Source organism: Streptomyces tauricus (assembly GCF_014650955.1).
In the GTDB taxonomy this organism is placed as follows: Bacteria; Actinomycetota; Actinomycetes; order Streptomycetales; family Streptomycetaceae; genus Streptomyces; species Streptomyces tauricus.
Genome location: NZ_BMVY01000007.1, coordinates 20,763 through 42,120 on the forward strand (window position 1 = coordinate 20,763; position 21,358 = coordinate 42,120).

Genomic DNA, 21,358 nt, shown 5'->3' on the forward strand with positions numbered 1-21,358 from the left:
CGATGAATGTCGACGACCTGGTCGCCATCGACGTCCACACCCACGCCGAGGTCTCCTCCAAGGGCACGTCCTCGCTCGACGACGACCTGCACGCGGCGTCCAGCGCCTACTTCAAGGTCGAGGGCAAGCGGAAGCCGACCCTGGAGGAGACGGCCGCGTACTACCGGGAGCGGCGGATGGCCGCCGTGATCTTCACGGTCGACGCCGAGTCCGCGACCGGCACCGCACCCGTCCCGAACGAGGAGGTCGCCGAGGCCGCCGCCGCCAACCCGGACGTACTGATCCCGTTCGCCTCCATCGACCCCTTCCGCGGGAGGGCGGGCGTGAAGCGGGCCCGCCGGCTGGTCGAGGAGTACGGGGTGAAGGGCTTCAAGTTCCATCCCAGCGTCCAGGGCTTCTTCCCCAACGACCGTTCCGTGGCGTACGAGTTGTACGAGGTCATCGAGGAGACCGGCGCCATCGCCCTCTTCCACACCGGCCAGACCGGCATCGGCGCGGGTGTGCCCGGCGGGGGTGGCATCCGGCTCAAGTACTCCAATCCGCTGCACGTCGACGACGTGGCGGCGGACTTCCCGCATCTGAAGATCATCCTGGCGCATCCGTCCTTCCCCTGGCAGGACGAGGCCCTCGCGGTCGCCACGCACAAGCCCGGGGTCCATATCGACCTGTCCGGCTGGTCGCCCAAGTACTTCCCTCCGCAGCTCGTGCAGTACGCGAACACCCTGCTCAAGGACAAGGTGCTGTTCGGCTCCGACTACCCGGTCCTCACCCCGGACCGGTGGCTCGCCGACTTCGCGAAGCTGCCTGTCAAGGACGAGGTCCGGCCGAAGATCCTCAAGGAGAACGCGGCCCGGCTGCTCGGCCTCACCAAGCCATGACCGGACTCACCGAGCCGTAAGGGGTATGGCATGCGCAACGAGGGACTGGGGTCGTGGCCCGCCCGCCGGGCACGCAAGACCCCCCACCGCACCGCCCTGATCCACCACGACACCACCTCCATCCATCAAGACACCGCCCTGATCGAGCACGGCACGGCACTCACGTACGAGGGCCTGTACGAGCGCACCACCCGCCTCGCCCATGCCCTGCGCGCCCGCGGGGTGCGCCGCGGTGACCGGATCGCCTACCTCGGCCCGAACCACCCCTCCTACCTGGAGACCCTGTTCGCGGCCGGCACGCTCGGCGCGGTCTTCGTCCCGCTCAACACCCGCCTCGCCGGGCCCGAGATCGCCTACCAGCTCATCGACTCCGGCGCGAAGGCCCTCGTGTACGGGGCGGCGTTCGAGGGGCTGGTCGCCGGGCTGCCGGGCAACTGCGATGTGCGTACGTACGTCGAAGTGGGCGCAGAGTACGACCAGTTGCTCGCGTCGGCCTCCGGCGAGGCGATCGACGAACCCGTCACGGCCGACGACACGTGCGTCATCATGTACACCTCGGGTACGACGGGCCGGCCCAAGGGCGCGATGCTCACCCACGGCAATCTGACGTGGAACGCCGTCAACGTCCTCGTCGACCAGGACCTGATCGCGGACGAACGCGCGCTGGTGTCGGCCCCGTTGTTCCACACGGCCGGACTGAACATGCTGACGCTCCCCGTCCTCCTCAAGGGGGGTACCTGCGTCCTCGTCGAGGCCTTCGACCCGGCGGCCACGCTCGACCTGGTCGAACGGCACCGGATCACCTTCATGTTCGGCGTGCCCACCATGTTCGAACAGGTGGCCCGCCAGCCGCGCTGGGCCGAGGCCGACCTGTCCTCGCTGCGGATGCTCAGCTGCGGGGGCTCACCCGTACCGACCCCGCTCATCGCCGCCTACCAGGAGCGGGGCCTCACCTTCCTCCAGGGCTACGGCATGACCGAGGCCTCGCCGGGCGTGCTCTTCCTGGACGCCGAGCACGCGGTGACCAAGGCGGGCTCGGCGGGCGTGCCGCACTTCTTCAGCGACGTACGCGTCGTACGGCCCGGCCCCGCCCCGAACGAGGTCGCCGACGTCGGCGAGACCGGTGAGATCGTCGTGCGCGGGCCCCATGTCATGCCCGGCTACTGGGGGTTGCCCGACGAGACGGCGGCGGTGTTCAGCGACGGGTGGTTCCGCAGCGGGGACGCCGCCCGGATCGACGAGGACGGTTACGTCACCGTCGTCGACCGCATCAAGGACATGATCATCTCGGGCGGCGAGAACGTCTATCCCGCCGAGATCGAGGACCGGCTCCTCACCCACCCCGGCATCGCCGAGTGCGCGGTCATCGGCGTGCCCGACGAGAAGTGGGGGGAGGTGCCGCGCGCGGTCGTCGTGCCGCGCGAGGGCGTCGAACTGGACCCCGACGAAGTCCTCGCGTCCCTCACCGGACACCTCGCCAAGTACAAGATCCCGAAGTCGGTGGTACTCGCGGACGAACTCCCGCGCACGGCCTCGGGAAAACTCCTCAAGTCCCAGGTCCGCAAGCACTACGGCACGGACTCCTGACAACACCTCCCGAGCACGTCTACTGAAGGACAGCCACATGACCATGACCGTGAACGGTGTCGACGAACTCAGGAAGCTCGCGGGCGGTGACCTCGGCACCAGCGAGTGGATCGAGGTCACCCAGGAACGGATCAACACCTTCGCCGATGCCACGGGCGACCACCAGTGGATCCACGTGGACGCGGAGAAGGCCGCGGAGGGCCCGTTCGGGGCGCCCATCGCGCACGGCTATCTCACCCTGTCACTCTTCATCCCGCTCTTCACCGAACTGCTGGACGTCCAAGGCGTGACCACAAAGGTCAACTACGGCCTGAACAAGGTGCGGTTCCCCGCCCCGGTCCGAGCCGGCTCCCGAATCCGCCTGTCCGCAAGCCTGGCGGCGGTCGAGGACGTACCGGGCGGAGTACAGATCACGGTCAACGGCACGATCGAGATAGAGGGCACCCAGAAACCGGCCGCGGTACTGCAGAGCTTGTCGCGGTTCTACGTCTGAGGGGGGGTGTTCGGTGCGGGTGCGCTGTGGCTGGGCGCGCAGTTCCCCGCGTCCCTGGCGGGCGCCGCTAGCGCGGCTGCCGTACCGGGACCAGGTCCAGGAGGTGGTCCGCCGACTGCTGGGCAAGGGGGGTCAGGCGGGCGTACACCGTCCGGAACGTTCTCTCGGCCCGGTCGGCGGGCCAGTTGTCCGGGAGGTGTTTGACCGGTAGGCGTGGGTCGCGGCGGACGACCTGGAGCCACTGCGTCGACAGGCGCAGCCGTAGCGCGAGGGCCTCGTCGGTGTCGGGCTCCGCCGTCTCCCAGCGCTGCCAGCGGTGGACGAACGCCTCGTAGCGCGTGGCGAGTTCGTCCAGTTCCCAGGTCTCCTCGATCATCGCGCCGATGTCCATACCGGCGTCCGCGTGGGCGCGGAAGATCTTCACGTGGGCCGACAGGCCGAGCTCGGCGACGAGTCCGGAGACATCGGTCTCGCCGGGCGCGATCCACAGCCCGCCGAACAGCGGACCGAAGCCGTTCCACGTCAACTGGGCCCGCAGGTCGTGCCGTTGGCGCTGCCAGGACTCGGGCAGTGAGAAGCCCAGCAGGGTCCAGGTGCCGTCCCACCGGCGGTTGACGGCCCCCTCCTCCCAGATCCGCTGCTCCCCGTCCCGCAGCACGGCCTCGGAACGCTCGGTCAGTCCGAAGTACATCCGGCGTCCCTCGCGCTGCCGCCGCAGCAGGTCGCGGCCGACCATGCGCGTCAGCGTGGAACGGGTCGCGTGCTCGCCGACGCCCGCGCGCCCGAAGACGTCGATGACGCTCCCCGAATACACGCAGACGTCCCGGCCGAGCACCTGATCGCCGAGAAAGGACAACATGAGGGACTGGGGCCGCAGCACCTCGTCACTGGTCACCCGCCCCACGGTACGCCCGCCGATCAGCCCACGACCAGGTAGTACACCCCGACGGCCGCCCTGGCACCGGGCCCGTGTCCTTTTTGGGGGCGCGGGGAACGGCCCAGTCTTTCGCCTGTCCAGGGGCGCGGGCAACGGTGCAATCTTGCGCCCCTCAGGGGCGCGGGGAACGGCGCGATCTTTTGCCTTTCAGGGGCGCGGGGAACTGCGCGGCCAGCCGCAGCGCACCCGCACCCGCACCCGCACCCGACAACACACCCCAGGGCCCCGCCCCGGCGGCGTCACCGCCCCCCGACCACCTCCACGAACACCGGGTTCGAGTAGAACCACGTGTCGACCCACGGATCCCCGTCCCCCGGCGCGTGCGCCACCGGCCCGTGCGGGTCCACGGACGCGCCCAGGTACCCCGCCCCGTGCCGATTCCCGTCACTCCCGCGCAACCGCACATAGAAGGACTCGTCCCCGGCGACCACCGGAACCCGCAAGGTGTACGTCCCCTTGCGTCCGGACACGTCCGCCGTATGGACGACCTTCGTGTCGGGCGCCCGCCAGGCATCCCGGTCGCCGGCCGGCCCCCGTACCGCCCCGCGGATCACATCGACATGGGCCAGTTCGGGCACGATGCCGTGCGGGTTGGCGCGCGAGGCCGTCGTCACGGTGATCTGCAGCGTGAGCCGGTCACCCGCGCGGACCCGCAGGCGCCCGCCCAGAGTGACCCCCCGCCCGCCGTCACGGTCCCGCTTCAGCCGTACGTCGAGACCGTCCAGCAGATGCCCGTGGTCGAGCCAGACCCGGCCCGCGCGCAGCCCCGCCATCACCGCGCGGTAGCCGTAACGGGTGACACCGACATGCGTGCGGCTGAACTGGCCGGGCCAGAAGTCACCGCCGGGCTGCGGCTCGCCCGTGTTCACCGGGTCGGGCAGCCGGCCCGTGTTGTCGAAGTTCTGCCCGGCCGGCCAGGCCCCGTTCTTCCAGGTGTCGAACACCACCCGGTGCACATCGGAGTTGGTGGTGATGGTGAACAGCTTGCCCTCGGCGAGCATGGCGTCCCACATGCCGCCGACGGTGGCCGTCATCCAGTCGAACCCGCCGTAGGTGACATACGCGTCCGCCGGATAGCCCGGCCAGGAATCCGCCGAGGGCTTGTTCTCGTACTCGCCGCGGATGGACGTCGGACCGCGCCAGCCGGGGATGGCACCGCCCTGGGCGCCGGGCGCGCCCTCCATGCCGATCATGATCTCGGGGGCCGCGTCCCGCCAGCCCCGTATCTCGTGCGGGGAGTCGATGCCGAGCCGCGAGGGGTGGTTGGCGAAGACCAGTACGTCGTCCACGTACCCCGAACGCCGTTGCGCGGCAAGCCACTTGATGGCCGCGACGGCGTGCGCCTCGTTGCGCGGGGTGTCCGGATGGGTGGGCCCGCCGGCTGTGTAGCCGAGCAGCTTGCCGTCGTACGCCAGCTCGAACCGCGTGAGCAGGTCCACCTCGTGGCGGCCCGGCGCCGCGAAGATCGTGCAGTGCTCGGCGCCGGGGATGTACCACTCCAGGCCCTGGAAGATCAGCTGACGCGGGTTGGCGGCGCGCGCCTTGAGGATCTCCTGGTGCTCCAGTGCGGCCCCGTACTTGGCGTGCCCGACGTTCGAGTGCTCGTTGAACACCATCCAGTCCAGGCCGTACTTCGCACCGGCCCGGGCGACCTGGTCGAACGTGTACTTCGCGTCATGGCTGTAGACGGAGTGCACGTGGTGGTCGCCGACCAGGTAGGCCAGCCGAGGATCGTCGCCACCAAGACCCCGGCCCCGGTCCCGCTCCTGGTCCCGGCCCTGGGAGGCCGCCGCCGCGGGCGTCGCGAGCGGACCGGCCGCGAGGGCGGTACCGAAGGCCGCCCCGAACAGCCCCGCCTGGCGCAGGAGCCCACGACGGGAGACACCCTGCGCGTCGAGCGAGGCGGGGGAGACGGAAGGGTCGGCCCAGTCGGGCAACTGCTGCTCGGTCATGGTTGGAAGAGTCCCTCTGGGCTCGATGGGTCAGCGGTTCGACAACGGGGGTAAGGCCAAAAACGCGTTCAGGGCAGCTGCGGGTCACAGCACGCGCAGCGTCCACTCCCACCGATGCGTGCCCGCCGCCACGAGATACTCCGCGGACGTGTCCGGCCCGCACGACGCCGTGCCCAGTCCCCGGTGCGCCGCGTCCAGGTGCACGACACAGCCCGGCCGAGCCACCAGCTCGTCGTGGTGCGCGGCGCCCGCCAGGTCCTCGGCCCGGTACCGGTTGACGGAGACCTGCCCCGGCGTCCCCAGCTCCACGGCCAGCCCCGTGGCGTCCGGCGCCGACAGCGTGAACCGCCGCACCCCGTGCCGCCCGCCGCTCTCCTGGGGCCGCAGATACGGGGTGAACAGCTCGTCCACCGGCAGCGAGTGGTGCCCCACGGCTGCGCCCGCGCTGCGGTCCGGGTACGACTCCCAGGGGCCCTGCCCGTACCAGTCCAGGACATCGAGTCCGGGAACCGTCTCGAAGACCGTGCCGACCCTGGCCACGTCGTCGAGCCCCGCCGGGAGTTCGGCCGACTCCTCGACCCGGATGCCACCGGTGACCGGGGTGAGCACCTGCTCATGGCGGACGGGCCCGGCCCCGGTCGCGTACTCGCTGAGTACGACGACCCGGGGGCCCTCCTCGCGCACGTCCACGACCTTGCGTACGAGCGCGTCGAGGCCCCAGTCGTGCCAGCGGGCCGCCATGCCGCCCAGTTCGTCGTTGTCGGTGGGCGCCCGCCAGAGCGAGAGCCGCGGCGCCGACGTCAGCAAGGGGTGGACCAGCAGTGCGTCCTCGTCCAGCGTGACGGCCGGACCGTCCACGGGCTCCGGCGGCGCGTCGGCGGCCGGGGCGTTCAGCCGGACCTGCGGCACGCACACCTCCGTGCCGAGCGGCGCCCATGCCTCGTCGTCCGCGGTCGTGACCCGCAGGGTCAGCCAGGTCTCACCGGCGGCGGGTTCCGGCGGCGCGAACGGCAGCGGCACCTCCGCCGACCCGCCCGGCGATACCTCCGGCAAAGAGGCCGACGCCCGAAGCGTCGTCCCGTCGGCGCCCACCAGCAGCCACTCGGCCGCCAGCCACTCCAGACCCCGGAAGTGCTGCCGGTTGTGGATCCGGAGCACCCCCTCGTCGTACGTCAGCCGGACCGGACCCGCGATCTCCCGGTGCTCGTACATCACGGGCTTGGGGGTGCGGTCGGGGAACACCACGCCGTCGGCGATGAAGGCCCCGTCGTGGATCGCCTCGTCGAAGTCGCCGCCGTACGCCCAGCGGTGGCCGGGTGCGGTGACACCGTTGTCGTACAGGCCCACGCCACCTCGGCCGGCCGGTCGTCCGTCGTTCACACGCTGGAGGATGCCGTGGTCCCAGAACTCCCAGATGAAGCCGCCCTGAAGACCCGGGGTGGACTCGATGGCGGCCCAGGTGTCGGCGAGCGTGCCGTTGCTGTTGCCCATGGCGTGCGAGTACTCGCACTGGATGAGCGGCTTGGTCTGCCTGCCCGACAGGGCGTGTGCCACGCAGTCCTCGATGGGCGCGTACATGGGACAGGCGATGTCCGAGGCCAGTTTCTCGTCCGCCCAGTCGATCTTGGCGGCTCCCTCGTACTGGATCGGCCGGGTCGGGTCGTGGCGCCGCACCCAGCCCGCCGCCGCGTCGTGGTTGGCGCCGTAGTCGGACTCGTTGCCCAGGGACCAGATGATGATCGACGGGTGGTTCTTGTCCCGCAGGACCATACGGGAGACGCGGTCCACGAACGCGGGCAGATAGCGCGGATCGTCGGCGATCTCGTGGGCGTGGTCGTGCGACTCGATGTTCGCCTCGTCCACCACGTACAGGCCCAGCTCGTCGGCGAGGTCGTACAGCGTCGGGTCGTTCGGGTAGTGGGAGGTGCGGACCGCGTTGAAGCCGAACCGTTTGAGGACGACCAGGTCGGCGCGCATGTCGTCCGCGGTGACCGTGCGGCCGGTCAGCGGGTGGAAGTCGTGCCGGTTCGCGCCCCGGATGAAGACGCGCTCGCCGTTGACCAGCAGGTCCCGGCCGACGATCTCGACATCCCGGAAACCGACCCGGTGGTGCGAGGTGTCCGCGATGGAGCCGTCGGCGCGGTGCAGCCGCACGTCCAGGTCGTACAGCTCGGGTGTCTCGGCCGTCCACGGGCGTACGTCCCTGACGACGGTCCGCAGCCGCGCCTCGCCGTAGAAGTCGGACACCCGCATGTCCTCGGCGTTGAGACGGTCGAACTCCGTGTCCTGGGAAAGGAGTTGACCGTCCAGGGCCGCCGTGACGTACCAGCCCTCCGGGAGCGGTCCCGCCGTGTCCCGCACCTTGCAGTCGACCAGCAGGTGCCCGTCCAGCGGCGCGCGCACGGTCACGTCCGCGAGGTGCAGCGGGTCGATGGCGTACAGGAGCACCGAGCGGGTGATGCCCGCGTGCCACCACTGGTCCTGGTCCTCGATGTGCGAGGCGTCGGACCACTTGACGACGGTGAGCCGTACGGTCGCCGGGTCGCCGGGGCGTACGACGTCGGAGAGGTCGAACTCCGCCGCCAGGTGGGAGTCCTTGGAGACACCGACCGGCCGGCCGTTCACATGGACGAGGAGCACGCTCTCGGCCGCGCCGACCTGGAGGACGATCCGGCGCCCCGCCCACTCGGCGGGGATGTCCACGGACCGCTCGTAGACGCCCGTCGGGTTCGCGGCGGGCACATGCGGCGGGAAGTCGCCGAACGGCATCCGGACGTTCGTGTACTGGGGCAGGTCGTCGGCGCTCTGCATGGTCCACACGCCCGGCACGTCGGCGAGAGTCCACTCGCCCGACGCGCCGGTCGGCGAGGGCAGCAGCTGGAAGTGCCAGGAGCCGTCCAGGGACAGCGCGCCGGAGCGCCGGTCCACCGCGTTCATCGGCAGCCGCTGCCAGGAGGTCGTCTCCGGTGACTCCCAGGGCCGCAGGGCGAGCAGGTGGTCGCGTCGCATCAGCGGATCGCTCCCTTGCCGAGGTCGGCGATGATCTGCTTGGCGCCGATCGCGAAGACGATCAGCAGGGGGATCAGGGCCAGGACCGCACCTGTCATGACCATTCCGTAGTCCGTGGTGCCGTGGACGCCGTTGAGCTGGGACAGGGCGACCTGGAGGGTCACGTTGTCCGGGTTGGTGAGGGCGATCAACGGCCAGGCGTAGTCGTTCCACTGGCCCATGAACGTGAAGATGCCGAGGAAGGCGAGCCCGGGACGGACCACGGGCAGCGCCACGTGCCAGTACTGGCGCAGGAAGCTTGCCCCGTCGATCTTCGAGGCGTCCAGCAGCTCGTCGTGGATCGCGCTCTTCATGTACTGCCGCATCCAGAAGATGCCGAAGGCGTTCGCGGCGGCCGGCACGATCAGCGAGGTCATCGAGCCGATCCAGCCCAGCTTCGCCATGATCACGAACTGCGGGATGGCCGCGAGCTGCGCCGGCACCATGAAGATCGCCATCATCATCGCGAACAGCACCCGGCGGCCCGGGAAGTGGAACTTGGCGAAGACGAACGCGGCCAGCGAGTCGAAGAACAGCACGAGGAACGTCACCGAGACGGCGACGAGCAGCGAGTTGAACATCGACCCGAAGAAATCGATGCTGTCGAACAGCTTGCTGAGGTTGTCGCCGAAGTGCGAGCCGGGCAGCAGCTTCGGCGGGTAGGAGAAGATCTCGGTCGACGTGTGCGTCGACATGATCACGGCCCAGTAGAACGGGAACGCGGAGAGCAGCACCCCGACGAAGAGGGACACGTGGAGCGCGATGCCCCTGCGCTGGGTACCCCGGATACGTGTGCCCTTGGTGGGCTCGGCGCGCGGCGGCTCGGTGGGGGCGGGCTCGGTCTGTGTGGTGACAGCCATGGTGACGGGCCTCCCTAGTCTTCGCCCCGGCGCTGCACCAGGCGCCAGTTGACGATCGAGAAGATGACGACGACGAGGAAGATGCCCCAGGCCACGGCGGCGCCGTAACCGAAGTCGTTGTTGTCGAAGGTCTGCTGGAAGAAGTAGAGGACCATCGTCCGGCCCGCGTGGTCGGGGCCGCCCGAGAACGTCGACTCGTTGGCGGTGGACTGCAGCAGCACCTGAGGTTCGGAGAAGCTCTGCAGTCCGGTGACGGTCGAGATGACGAGCACGAACAGCAGCACGGGCCGCATCAGCGGCAGGGTGATCCGGAAGAAGGTCTGCACGGGTCCGGCGCCGTCCATGCGCGCCGCCTCGTACAGCTCGCCGGGGATCGTCTGGAGTCCGGCGAGGAAGATGATCGCGTTGTAGCCGGTCCACTGCCAGGTCATCAGGGTGGCGATGGCGACCTTGATGCCCCACGGGGTGTTGAGCCAGGCGATCTGGTCGAGGCCGACAGCCTGCAACAGGGCGTTCACCAGGCCGAAGTTGGTGGAGAAGACCGAGCCGAAGATGATCGCGACGGCGACGACCGAGGTGACGTTGGGCAGGAAGTACGCGAAGCGGTAGACGTTCTTGAAACGGACCGCCGAGTTGAGCATCACCGCCGTGATCATCGCGAGGAAGATCATGGGGAAGGTGGCCAGCGCCCAGATGATCAGCGTGTTGCCGATCGAGCTCCAGAAGTCGGTGTCGCTCAGCAGATAGCGGTACTGCGACAGGCCCGCGTACTCCATCGAGCCGAGGCCGTCCCACCGGTGGAACGACAGATAGAGCGAGAAGCCGACCGGGATCAGCCCGAAGGCGAGGAAGAGGAGGTAGAAGGGGGAGATGGCGGCGTACAGCCGCCAGTAACTCAGGACGCCCTTCTTGGGGTTGGCGGCGGGCGGTCCGGCGGCGGGCGCCGGGGGCTTCTCGACCGGAGGGGCGGTCAGGGGGGTGGTGGCCATCAGTAGCTCACCCCCAGGTGGTCGGCGATACGCCGGCACTTGCTCATGGCGTCCTTCCAGGCCTTTTCCGGGTCCTTGCCGAGGACGCCGACGTTCTTGATCTCGTCCCTGATCGGCTGCCCGAGCGCGATGTCGTACGGGCTGTTGAAGGCGACCGGGATCTTCTCCGCGGCCGGCCCGTACACATCCATCGTGATCTGGTCACCGAAGAACGGGTCGTGCTCGCGGAGCTTCTTCAGCCCGTACGAGGCCGGTGTGGACGGGAAGAGTCCGGCGTCCATGAAGCCCTGGGCCTGGTTGTCCGCGTTGAGCAGCCAGGTGATGATCTCGAAGGCCTTCTCGGGTTCACGGCACGCCTTGGTGATCGCCAGGAACGAACCGCCGACGTTCGAGGGGCCGCCGGGACAGTTCGCGACCCGCCATCTGCCCTTGGTCTTCGGGTACTGGAGCTTGAGGTCGCCCGCGGCCCACGAGGCGTTGAGCTGGCTGGGCAACTGGCCCCGCTCGGTGGCGGAGATCGAGTCGGGCGTACCCGTCACCAGGCTCGACACCAGCCCGCGCCGCTTGGCCTCCACGGCACGGTCCCAGCAGATACGCACATGCTCCTGGTCGCCGATGAAGTGCTTTTCCTTGTCGACGAACCGCTCGGTGCCCTGTCCGATCGACATCTCGAAGACGCTGCCGACATCGGTCAGGATGAACGCCCCGCGCACCCGCTTCTTCAGCTGCTCACCCGCCGCGAAGAACTGCTCCCAGGTGCCCATCTCCCTGGAGACGTCCTCCGGTTCGTACGCGAGCCCGGCCTTCTTGTAGACGGCCGGCTGGTAGTACTGCACGACGGGGCCCACGTCGATGGGGAAGCCGACGAGGCTGCCGTCGGGGGCCACACCCTGCTGCCACTTCCAGTCCAGGTACTGGCTCTTGAGCTTCTCCGCGCCGAGTGTGCGCAGATCCACGAACTGGTCGGCGTTCGGCAGGTACGACGCCATGTCCTCGCCCTTGAGCCCCGCGATGTCGGGGACATGGGCCTGGCCGGTCATCGTGGTGATGAGCTTGGAGCGGTAGTAGCCGCCGATCTGGATCGCGTCCAGGTCGACGGCGCTGTCGTAGCGCGCCTTGGCCTTCTTGACGACGGTGTCGCTCAGGCCACCGCTCCAGTACCACAGCACCATGTTCCGGCCCGTCGAGCCGGTCGGTACGGCGCAGCCGGACGCCAGGCCGCCGAGCGCGGTCGCGGCCGTACCGGCCAGTCCCGCGCGGAGCAGGCCCCTTCGTGAGAGCCGCACAGCTCCCACCGCCTTTCGCATGTGTTCGGTCTTCGCAGCAAGGAAGACGCATCAGAGGTGAGGCATCAGAAGGGATGCGTCGCCGCGGATGTGTCGGGGGAGATCGGGAATGCCGTGGGGGCAGGCGGAGTCACCGGGGCGTGGGGGACCGGGGGTCCGGGATCGGCGGGCATACGGTCCGTCAGGAAGCCGTACGCGCGCCGCAGTTCGGGGTCTTCGAGGGAGCGCCACCACTGGTGGATCCCGTACCAGCCGGGCGCGGCCAGCGCCCCGCCGTGCCGCTGTACGGAGAGTCCGGCGGCCAGCACCGCGAAGCGCAGCCGCTCCTCCAGGGGCCAGCCCTCCAGCGAGGCCGCGACGAAACTCGCGCCGAAGACGTCTCCGGCACCCGTCGCGTCCAGGACGCCGGTGGCGAGGGCGGGCACGTCGGCGTGCTCGCCCGTGGTCTGGTCGACGGCGATCGCGCCGTCCCGGCCGCGGGTGACCACGGCCACCGGCACCAGCTCGGAGAGCCGGGAGAGCGCGTCGGCCGCGGTGTCGGTACGGGTGTACGCCATCGCCTCGGTGTCGTTCGGGACGAAGGCATGGCACAGGGCGAGCTGGTCGAGGAGGTCCGAGGACCACTGCTGGGTGGGGTCCCAGCCGACGTCCGCGTAGATCTTCGTGCCGTTCGCGGCGGCCTTGGCGATCCACTCGCGGGGTTCGGCCTCGATGTGCACGAGGGCCGTACGCGCGGCGGGCGGGTCGCCCATCAGCGCGTCCTGCGAGTACGGGGGCTCCTGGCCGTGGGTGACCAGGGCCCGGTCGTGGCCGTACGCGATCGAGACGGTGACCGGGGTGTGCCAGCCGTCCGCCGTACGGGAGAGCGAGAGGTCGATGTGCTCCTGCCCCGCGAGGACCTCACGGCAGTACGCGCCGTAGTAGTCGTCGCCGAACACCGTGGCCAGGGAGGTGGTGAGGCCGTAGCGGGCCGCTGCCACGGCCAGGTTCGCGATCCCGCCCGGGCTCGTGCCCATCCCGTCGGTCCAGATCTCCTCGCCGGGGGTCGGCGGCTTGCCCAGACCGGTCAGGACGAGGTCGTAGAAGAGCAGCCCGGTCAGCAGCACATCGGGCCGCGCGTCGGGCCGTGTCTCACCCACGAGCGCATCCTCTCGTCAAAACTCTTCATTTTCGGTGCACCGGATCGTGTTTCGGTGGACAGGATCGTGCGCGTCTCCAGCCAATTTGGCAAGAGTTGAGCAGAACAGAGCATAGAAATGATGGCGGATGAAGACTATTGTTCAGCTCGTGCTGGCAGAGAGACGACATCAACTCATCCTGCGGGCCCTGCGCTCCGGCGGCCCCGCGGCCGTGACCGATCTCTCGGAGCAGCTCGGCGTGAGCCCCGCCACCGTGCGGCGCGACCTGCTCAAGCTGGAGGAGGAGGGCCTGCTCACCCGCGTGCACGGCGGAGCGGTCGCCGAGGAGGGCGACCAGCCCTTCGCCGAGGTCGCCGAGGTGCGCGTGGCCGAGAAGGACGCCATAGCGGCGCGCGCGGCGGCCCTCGTCGAGGACGGCCAGTCCGTGCTGCTCGACATCGGGACCACCGCCTACCGGCTGGCCCGGCAGCTGCACGGCCGCCGGATCACCGTGATCACCAGCAACCTCGTGGTCTACGAGGAACTGGTGGACGACGAGGCCATAGAGCTCGTGCTGCTCGGGGGCATGGTCCGCCGCGAGTACCGCTCACTGGTCGGCTTCCTCACCGAGGACAACCTGCGCCAGCTGCATGCGGACTGGCTGTTCCTGGGAACTAGCGGAGTACGGCCGGGAGGGCAGGTGATGGACACGACCGTCGTCGAGGTACCGGTGAAGCGCGCCATGATCAAGGCGGCCGACCGGGTCGTCCTGCTCGCCGACCGCGCCAAGTTCCCGGGCACGGGGATGGCGAAGGTCTGCGGCCCCGAGGACCTGGACATCGTGGTGACCAACGCCCCGGCGGACCCCGGAACGCGAACCGCCCTGGAAGAGGCGGACGTACGCGTGGTGCTCACGTGACGGGCACGGCCGGGGCCCCGGTGGCACCGGCGGCTCCTGTGGCGCCGGAGGCCCCTGTGACACTGGGGTCCCTGGCGGGCACCGGCGGCCCCGGCGGTCCTGGCGCCACGCGTAGCACCGGTAGCCCCGGTGACACCGGTGGCCCCGACCACAGGGGCGGCCCTGGCAGTACCGGGGCCCCGGCGGCCTTGGTGGCACCGGAGGCATCGGCGGCTCCGGCCGCTCCGGTGGCACCAGCGGCCCCGGCGGTCCTGGCGCCACGCGTGGCCCTGGTGGCCCTGGTGGGACCAGCAGAGCCCGCGGCCCCGCCGGCCCCACCACCCCTGATGACCCCGAGGAACAGCGAAAGGGCAGTTGCGTGAAGCTGACGATTCTGGGCGGTGGCGGATTCCGCGTGCCGCTCGTGTACGGGGCGCTCCTCGGAGACCGTGGCGAGGGCCGCGTCACCGACGTCGTGCTGCACGACCTGGACCAGGGACGGCTCTCCGCCGTCGCCCGGGTCCTCGCCGAGCAGGCCGCGGCTCACCCGGACGCACCGACCGTGACCGCCACCACGGATCTCGACGACGCCCTGCGCGGCGCCGACTTCATCTTCTCCGCGATCCGGGTCGGCGGCCTCGAAGGCCGCGCCGCCGACGAACGGGTCGCCCTCGACCAGGGCGTCCTCGGACAGGAGACGGTCGGCGCCGGAGGCATCGCCTACGGCCTGCGCACGGTCCCCGTGGCCGTCGACATCGCCCAGCGGGTGGCCCGCCTCGCCCCCGACGCCTGGCTCATCAACTTCACCAACCCGGCGGGACTCGTCACCGAGGCCATGTCCCGCCACCTCGGCGACCGCGTCATCGGCATCTGCGACTCCCCGGTCGGCCTCGGCCGCCGTATCGCCCGCGTGCTGGGCGCCAACCCGCGCGAGGCCTGGATCGACTACGTCGGCCTCAACCACCTCGGCTGGGTCCGCGGACTCCACGTCGCCGGACGCGACGAACTCCCGCGGCTGCTCGCCGACACCGACCTGCTCGGCTCCTTCGAGGAGGGCAAGCTCTTCGGCACCGACTGGCTCCAGTCGCTCGGCGCCATTCCGAACGAGTATCTGCACTACTACTACTTCAACCGCGAGGCCGTCCGCGCCTACAGCCAGGCCGAGAAGACCCGCGGCGCGTTCCTCCGTGACCAGCAGGCGGGCTTCTACGAGGAGATGAGCCGCCCGGACAGCGCCGCCCTCACCGCCTGGGACCGTACGCGGGCCGAGCGCGAGGCCACGTACATGTCCGAGAACCGGGAGAGCGCCGGCGCGGGCGAGCGCGACGCCGACGACCTCTCCGGCGGGTACGAGAAGGTGGCCCTCGCCCTGATGCGGGCCATCGCCCGTGACGAGCGGACCACGCTCATCCTCAACGTCCGCAACCAGGGCACCCTGACGGCCCTCGACGCGGACGCCGTCATCGAGGTGCCCTGCCTCGTCGACGCCAACGGCGCGCACCCGGTCGCCGTGGCCCCGCTGCCCGACCACGCCACCGGCCTGGTGTGCGCGGTGAAGGCCGTGGAGCGGGAGGTGCTGGCCGCCGCCGCGTCGGGTTCGCGCGCGACGGCCGTGAAGGCCTTCGCCCTGCACCCGCTGGTCGACTCGGTGAATGTGGCCCGGAATCTGGTGGACGGATACACCGCGGTCCATCCTGGTCTCGCCTACCTCAAGTAAGCGCTTTCCCCGCTCGTTACCTGGAGACTTTCATGCACGACGAACGCCGGCGAATCGAGGAGCGCGTCCAGCGCCTTCACGACCAGCGCATCAAGGCCGCGATCTACGCCGCCGCCGTGCCCTTCGAGATCGAGGCCTGGCAGGCCCCGGGGGAGCCCGTCCCCTTCGAAGAGGCCGCCGCCGCCTCGTACGCGCCCTTCGAGATGGGCACCCCGTGGGGCCCGCCCTGGGGCACGACGTGGTTCCGGATGCGTGGGCGGGTGCCCGCCGAGTGGGCGGGCCGGCGCGTCGAGGCCGTCATCGACCTCGGCTTCGTCGGCGACTGGCCCGGCAACCAGGCCGAGGCCCTCGTCCACCTCACGGACGGCACCCCGCTGAAGGCGGTCAACCCGCTCAACCAGTACGTGGCGATCGCCAACCCCGCCGTCGGCGGGGAGGAGATCGACTACCTGGTCGAGGCGGCCTCCAACCCGGACATCCTCGCCGACGACTTCTCCAAGATCACGCCGATGGGTGACATCCGCACCGCGGGCGACAAGCCCCTCTACACCTTCCGCCGCGCGGACCTCGCCGTCCTCGACGAGGAGGTCTGGCACCTCGACCTCGACATCCAGGTCCTGCGCGAGCTGATGCTGGAGCTGGGCGAGCACGACCCCCGCCGGCACGAGATCACCCACGCCCTGGACCGGGCCCTGGACCTGCTGGACCTCGACGACATCGCCGGTTCGGCCGCCGACGTACGGGCCGCGCTGAAGCCCGCGCTGTCCAAGCCCGCCAACGCCAGCGCCCACATCGTCTCCGGCGTCGGCCACGCGCACATCGACTCCGCCTGGCTGTGGCCGATCCGCGAGACCAAGCGCAAGACGTCCCGCACCTTCTCGAACGTCACCTCGCTCGCCGACGAGTACGAGGACTTCATCTTCGCCTGCTCGCAGGCCCAGCAGTACGAGTGGGTGCGCGACAACTACCCCAAGGTCTGGGCCCGCATCCAGGAGTCCGTCAAGAAGGGCCAGTGGGCGCCGGTCGGCGGCATGTGGGTCGAGGCCGACGGCAACCTGCCCGGCGGCGAGGCCGTCGCCCGCCAGTTCGTGCACGGCAAGCGGTTCTTCATCGAGCACTTCGGCGTCGAGACCAAGGGCGTGTGGCTGCCGGACTCCTTCGGCTACACCGCGTCCTACCCGCAGCTCGCCAAGCTGGCCGGCAACGAGTGGTTCCTCACCCAGAAGATCTCCTGGAACCAGACCAACAAGTTCCCCCACCACACCTTCTGGTGGGAGGGCATCGACGGCACGCGGATCTTCACGCACTTCCCGCCCGTCGACACCTACAACGCCCGGTTCAGCGGCGAGGAGATGGCCCGCGCCACCCGCAACTACCAGGAGAAGGGCGTCGGCACCCGCTCGCTGGCCCCCTTCGGCTGGGGCGACGGCGGCGGCGGCCCCACCCGCGAGATCATGGAGCGGGCGCGCCGCCTCGCCGACCTGGAGGGCTCGCCGAAGGTCGTCGTCGAGCACCCCGACGAGTTCTTCGCCAAGGCCCGCGAGGAGTACCCCGACGCCCCGGTCTGGGTCGGCGAGCTCTACCTGGAGCTGCACCGGGCCACCTACACCTCGCAGGCCCGCACCAAGCAGGGCAACCGCCGCAGCGAACACAAGCTCCGCGAGGCCGAGTTGTGGGCCACGACGGCCGCGCTGCACGCGCCCGGCTACGCCTACCCGCACGACAAGCTCGACCGGCTCTGGAAGACGGTCCTGCTCCACCAGTTCCACGACATCCTGCCGGGCTCCTCGATCGCCTGGGTGCACCGCGAGGCGGAGGCCGAGTACGCGCGTGTCGCCGAGGAGGTCGAGGCACTGACCGCCGAGGCGGTCGCGGCACTCGGCACGGGCGGCGCCCGCGTCTTCAACACGAGCCCCGCCGAGCGCCGGGAGGTCGTACGGACCGCCGACGGCTCCCTGGCCCACACGGTCGTCCCGGCCAACGGCAGCGCGCCCCTCGGTACCGGTACCGGCGAGGCGCCGAGCCCTGTGACGGTCGAGGGCCGTGTCCTCGACAACGGTCTGGTGCGCGTGGAGATCGCCGAGGACGGCACCCTGTCCTCCGTACGCGATCTGCGCGCCGGTGGCCGGGAGGTCCTGGCGGACCAGGGCAACCTGCTCCGGCTGCACACGGACCTGCCCAACTACTGGGACGCCTGGGACGTCGACAAGCACTACAAGAACCGCTACACGGACCTGCTGGACGCCGAGTCCGTGACGGTCGTCGAGGACGACCCGCTGCTGGGGTCGATCCGCGTCGAGCGCTCCTTCGGCAACGGCTCACGCATCACGCAGACCATCAGCCTGCGCGCCGGCAGCCCCCGGATCGACTTCGAGACGGACATCGACTGGCACGAGGCCGAGAAGTTCCTCAAGGCGGGCTTCCCGGTCGACATCCGGGCGGCGCACTCGTCGGCCGAGATCGCGTTCGGCCACATCCAGCGGCCCACGCACACCAACACCACCTGGGAGTCGGCCCGCTTCGAGGTCTCCGGCCACCGCTGGGTCCACCTCGGCGAACCCGGCTACGGCGTCGCGGTCATCAACGACTCCACATACGGCCACGACGTCTCCCGCACAGTGCGCGAGGACGGCGGTACGACGACCACGGTCCGGCTCAGCCTGGTCCGCGCCCCGCGCATCCCGGACCCGGCGGCCGACCAGGGCAGGCACCACTTCACCTACGCGCTGCTGCCCGGCGCGACCATCGCGGACGCGGTCGCCGAGGGCTACGCGCTCAACCTCCCCCTGCGGGTCGCGGACTCGGCGGGCACCGCCGAACCGGTCGTCTCCGTGGACGGCGAGGGCGTGACCATCGAGGCCGTCAAGCTCGCCGACGACACCTCGGGCGATGTCGTCGTACGCCTCTACGAGTCACGCGGCGGCCGGGCGCAGGGCATCCTGCGCACGAGCTTCCCGCTGGCCGGTGCCGAGATCGCCGACCTGCTGGAGCGCCCGCTGTCGACGGCGGACACGGACGGGAACGGCGTCCCCGTCACCCTGCGTCCCTTCGAGATCCAGACGCTGCGACTGGCCGTGCGGAAGTGACGGACACGCTCATGCGGAAGCGGTGACCCCGTTTCCCATGAACAATTAAGGAAGCGATGAACGGCCTGGTCACGGTAGGGGCGGGGGAGGTCCCCCACCCGCCGTGACCAGTGCGCGTTCCCTGGACGACATCTGCGGTTCGCCCGGCGCCCCTGTGATGAGTGCGATGGGGGGCAGTGCGAGAGAAAGGTGTCACCGTGCGAGACCCGCGCATGTCCGCGATCGGCAAAGGGTTGAGGCGCCGCGGCAGACTGATGGCCCAGGCGGTGAGCCCGCCGCGCCGCGGCCTCGACGCCGCACCCGGCCCCCGTGCCGCCGAGGGTTCCCGCGCGGACGGTTACGTGGCGCCCCGCGCCCCGCGTCTGGTGGACTCGCCGGTCTTCGTCCTGTCCTGCGTCCGCTCGGGCTCGACCCTCCTGAGGGTCCTGCTGAACAGCCACAGCAGCATCCGCGCCCCGCACGAGATGCACTTGCGCACCCTGCACGTCCATCTGTCCCGCGACTTCACCGCCGACGCCATGCGGGCGCTCGAACTGGACAAGGAGGAACTGGAGCACACGCTGTGGGACCGGGTGATGCACCTGGAACTCGCCCGCAGCGGCAAGCAGATCATCGTCGACAAGACCCCGCCGAACACCCTCATCTGGCCGCGCCTGCAACGATGTTGGCCCAACGCCCGCTACATCGTGCTGCTCCGCCACCCCGGCGCGGTGGTCGCCTCCCTCACCGACCGCCGCACCGACCCCGACCACGAACAGATCCGCGCCGAGGTCCTCGACTACGGCGTACGGCTCGACGAGGCCCGCCGCGCCCTCGACGCCCATGTGATGACGTACGAGGACCTCACCGCCGATCCCGAGGGGACCACGCGCGGGCTGTGCGAGTACCTGGACGTGCCGTGGGAGAGCGCGATGCTCGACTACGGGACGAAGGACCACGGCACCTTCCGGCCGCAGCTCGGCGACTGGAGCCCCACCATCAGGTCGGGCCGTGTCCAGCCGGCCCGCCCGGCCGACCCGAAGGCCGAACTGCCGCCGCGGCTCGCCGAGTTGGCGAGGGCGTGGGGATACCCGGTCTCCTGACCGGGCGCCCCCCCGCCACGATGTGACGCGAGTTCGCCCAGTCGCGGATCTGCGTCCAGGTCGCCGGCGGGGTCAGCTCCTGCTGGTCGCGGGGGTGCGGGAGGTGACACGTGCACCAAATTGGTATGGACCAATCAGACTGTCAAGGGCCTGTCCGAAGACTGCGCAGCCTGAGCCGTATGGGCCTTGTGGCCCGGCTGAGCCGAACGGGTCGCCTGAGCCGTATGGGCCTCCTGCGCCGGCTGGGCTTCCTGAGCCAGCTGGACAGGCTGCGCTTCGGGGGCGGTCTCCGGCGCCGAGACGGGACGCACCGCGCGCGGTCCGGAGACCACCGCGTAGTCCGAGCCGAGGAACGGCGGGACGACATCGCCGGGCTCCTCGCCGAGCGCGAGGCGCACGGCGGCCCACGGGGCGTTGATCCCGCACTGCGAGAGCTGGTGCAGACCGCCCGCCGGGCGCGTGTTGACGTCCATCAGGACCGGCTTGTCACCGAGCATCCGGAACTGGATGTTCGTCAGGTAGTGCAGCCCGAAGCCTTCCGCGAGGACGCGCGCCGGCTCGATGAACGACGGGTCGAGCGTGAAGCCGCGCCGCCGCCCGTTCTTCGTACGGCCCACGGCCATCCGCACCCGTCCGTCCGGACCGGTGAGGCAGTCCACGGACACCTCCGGCTCACCCAGAAGGGGCATGACAAGCCAGTCCACGGGCTCGTCCGCCTGTTGCAGCGCCTGGACGACCAGGTCCAGCGGCATGTACGGGCTGGGGAAGCCGCTCAGGTGCATGAGCGAGAAGGGGGTGCGCGTGATGATGCGGAAGCCGACGCCACCCGCTCCGGAGGCGGGCTTGAAGCACGCCTTGTAGCCGGCGGCCTCCAGCTCGTCGACCGCGGCGATCAGCTCGTCCGCGGTGCGCACCCGCCACCACGGCGGCACCGGCACGCCGAGCTTCTCGACGGCCTCGTACGCGACGACCTTGTCCTGGAAGGTGTGCACGGCCTCGGCGGGCGGCGCGAGCAGCGCGGTGCCGACCGCGGCGAACTCCTCGCGGTGCCCGGCGAGGGCGGTCTGGTGCAGGACGGGTACGAACACGTCGATCGAGTGCCGGGCGCACTGGTCGAGCGCGTACTCGACGTAGGCGGCCGGGGACAGCCCCTCCGGCTCCATCGCGGCGATGTCCGCGGCGGCCAGGATCGGGGAGTCGGGGTCGCCGTGGGTGGCGTGGATCTCGACCGCGCGGCCACACGGATTTCGCCGCAGCTGATCCATGAAGAACACGTTCTCCGCGTACGTGCGGTTGAGCCAGACGCGTACGCGAGAGACCATGCAGGCCGCCTTTCAGGGTTTGCGGGCACGTCAAATCAGGCCGTGCTCGGCAAGAGGTTAGGTGGGTACACAAAACCGCCGTTCGAAAACGGGAGTTCGTGGCGG

At 70.3% G+C, this 21,358-nt stretch carries 15 protein-coding genes; 7 read left to right on the forward strand and 8 right to left on the reverse strand.

Features of this window, described 5'->3' with window-relative positions:
- Positions 1 to 2: 2 nt before the first annotated feature.
- The 3 genes from IE278_RS13705 to IE278_RS13715 are packed head-to-tail and all read left to right on the forward strand — an operon-like array spanning position 3 to position 2,958.
- On the forward strand, positions 3 to 878 hold the full coding sequence (locus IE278_RS13705; protein WP_189772413.1) for an amidohydrolase family protein: 876 nt from the start codon (positions 3 to 5) through the stop codon (positions 876 to 878).
- A 30-nt stretch (positions 879 to 908) separates the two neighbouring features.
- On the forward strand, positions 909 to 2,465 hold the full coding sequence (menE, locus tag IE278_RS13710; RefSeq protein ID WP_189772096.1) for an o-succinylbenzoate--CoA ligase: 1,557 nt from the start codon (positions 909 to 911) through the stop codon (positions 2,463 to 2,465).
- A gap of 37 nt (positions 2,466 to 2,502) precedes the next feature.
- The gene (locus tag IE278_RS13715; RefSeq protein WP_189772098.1) at positions 2,503 to 2,958 is read left to right on the forward strand and encodes a MaoC family dehydratase; all 456 of its coding nucleotides are present in this window, start codon (positions 2,503 to 2,505) and stop codon (positions 2,956 to 2,958) included.
- Between the two features lie 67 nt (positions 2,959 to 3,025).
- On the opposite strand, the gene IE278_RS13720 is transcribed toward IE278_RS13715, so the two are convergent.
- The 7 genes from IE278_RS13720 to IE278_RS13750 form a co-directional block, all read right to left on the reverse strand.
- The gene (locus tag IE278_RS13720) at positions 3,026 to 3,853 is read right to left on the reverse strand and encodes a PaaX family transcriptional regulator (protein ID WP_246570304.1); all 828 of its coding nucleotides are present in this window, start codon (positions 3,851 to 3,853) and stop codon (positions 3,026 to 3,028) included.
- 281 nt (positions 3,854 to 4,134) lie between these two features.
- Entirely contained in the window at positions 4,135 to 5,847 is a 1,713-nt protein-coding gene (locus tag IE278_RS13725; RefSeq protein ID WP_189772100.1) for a PHP domain-containing protein, read from the reverse strand.
- 84 nt (positions 5,848 to 5,931) lie between these two features.
- A complete protein-coding gene (locus tag IE278_RS13730; RefSeq protein ID WP_189772102.1) occupies positions 5,932 to 8,856 on the reverse strand; it encodes a glycoside hydrolase family 2 TIM barrel-domain containing protein in 2,925 nt (974 codons plus the stop codon).
- Entirely contained in the window at positions 8,856 to 9,755 is a 900-nt protein-coding gene (locus tag IE278_RS13735; protein ID WP_189772104.1) for a carbohydrate ABC transporter permease, read from the reverse strand. Before IE278_RS13735 ends, IE278_RS13730 begins: the two co-directional genes overlap by 1 nt.
- A gap of 14 nt (positions 9,756 to 9,769) precedes the next feature.
- On the reverse strand, positions 9,770 to 10,744 hold the full coding sequence (locus tag IE278_RS13740) for a carbohydrate ABC transporter permease (protein ID WP_189772106.1): 975 nt from the start codon (positions 10,742 to 10,744) through the stop codon (positions 9,770 to 9,772).
- On the reverse strand, positions 10,744 to 12,030 hold the full coding sequence (locus tag IE278_RS13745; RefSeq protein ID WP_189772108.1) for an extracellular solute-binding protein: 1,287 nt from the start codon (positions 12,028 to 12,030) through the stop codon (positions 10,744 to 10,746). Before IE278_RS13745 ends, IE278_RS13740 begins: the two co-directional genes overlap by 1 nt.
- A 65-nt stretch (positions 12,031 to 12,095) precedes the next feature.
- Complete coding sequence (locus IE278_RS13750; RefSeq protein WP_189772111.1) at positions 12,096 to 13,169, reverse strand: carbohydrate kinase family protein; 1,074 nt, start codon at positions 13,167 to 13,169, stop codon at positions 12,096 to 12,098.
- A gap of 148 nt (positions 13,170 to 13,317) precedes the next feature.
- Here IE278_RS13750 and IE278_RS13755 point away from each other — a divergent pair, with 148 nt between their 5' ends.
- The 4 genes from IE278_RS13755 to IE278_RS13770 all read left to right on the forward strand — a co-directional run bounded on the left by IE278_RS13755 (position 13,318) and on the right by IE278_RS13770 (position 19,931).
- Positions 13,318 to 14,067 carry a DeoR/GlpR family DNA-binding transcription regulator gene (locus tag IE278_RS13755; RefSeq protein WP_189772113.1) on the forward strand — a complete coding sequence of 250 codons (750 nt, stop codon included), beginning with the start codon at positions 13,318 to 13,320 and terminating at the stop codon, positions 14,065 to 14,067.
- A 358-nt stretch (positions 14,068 to 14,425) separates the two neighbouring features.
- A complete protein-coding gene (locus IE278_RS13760) occupies positions 14,426 to 15,763 on the forward strand; it encodes a 6-phospho-beta-glucosidase (protein WP_189772115.1) in 1,338 nt (445 codons plus the stop codon).
- Between the two features lie 32 nt (positions 15,764 to 15,795).
- Positions 15,796 to 18,849: an alpha-mannosidase gene (locus IE278_RS13765; RefSeq protein ID WP_189772117.1), complete on the forward strand. Its 3,054-nt coding sequence runs from the start codon at positions 15,796 to 15,798 to the stop codon at positions 18,847 to 18,849.
- A 197-nt stretch (positions 18,850 to 19,046) separates the two neighbouring features.
- On the forward strand, positions 19,047 to 19,931 hold the full coding sequence (locus IE278_RS13770) for a sulfotransferase family protein (protein ID WP_246570305.1): 885 nt from the start codon (positions 19,047 to 19,049) through the stop codon (positions 19,929 to 19,931).
- Positions 19,932 to 20,065: 134 nt separating this feature from the next.
- On the opposite strand, the gene IE278_RS13775 is transcribed toward IE278_RS13770, so the two are convergent.
- Positions 20,066 to 21,253, reverse strand: coding sequence for an ATP-grasp domain-containing protein (locus IE278_RS13775; protein ID WP_189772119.1), 1,188 nt, complete (start codon positions 21,251 to 21,253; stop codon positions 20,066 to 20,068).
- Positions 21,254 to 21,358: the final 105 nt, after the last annotated feature.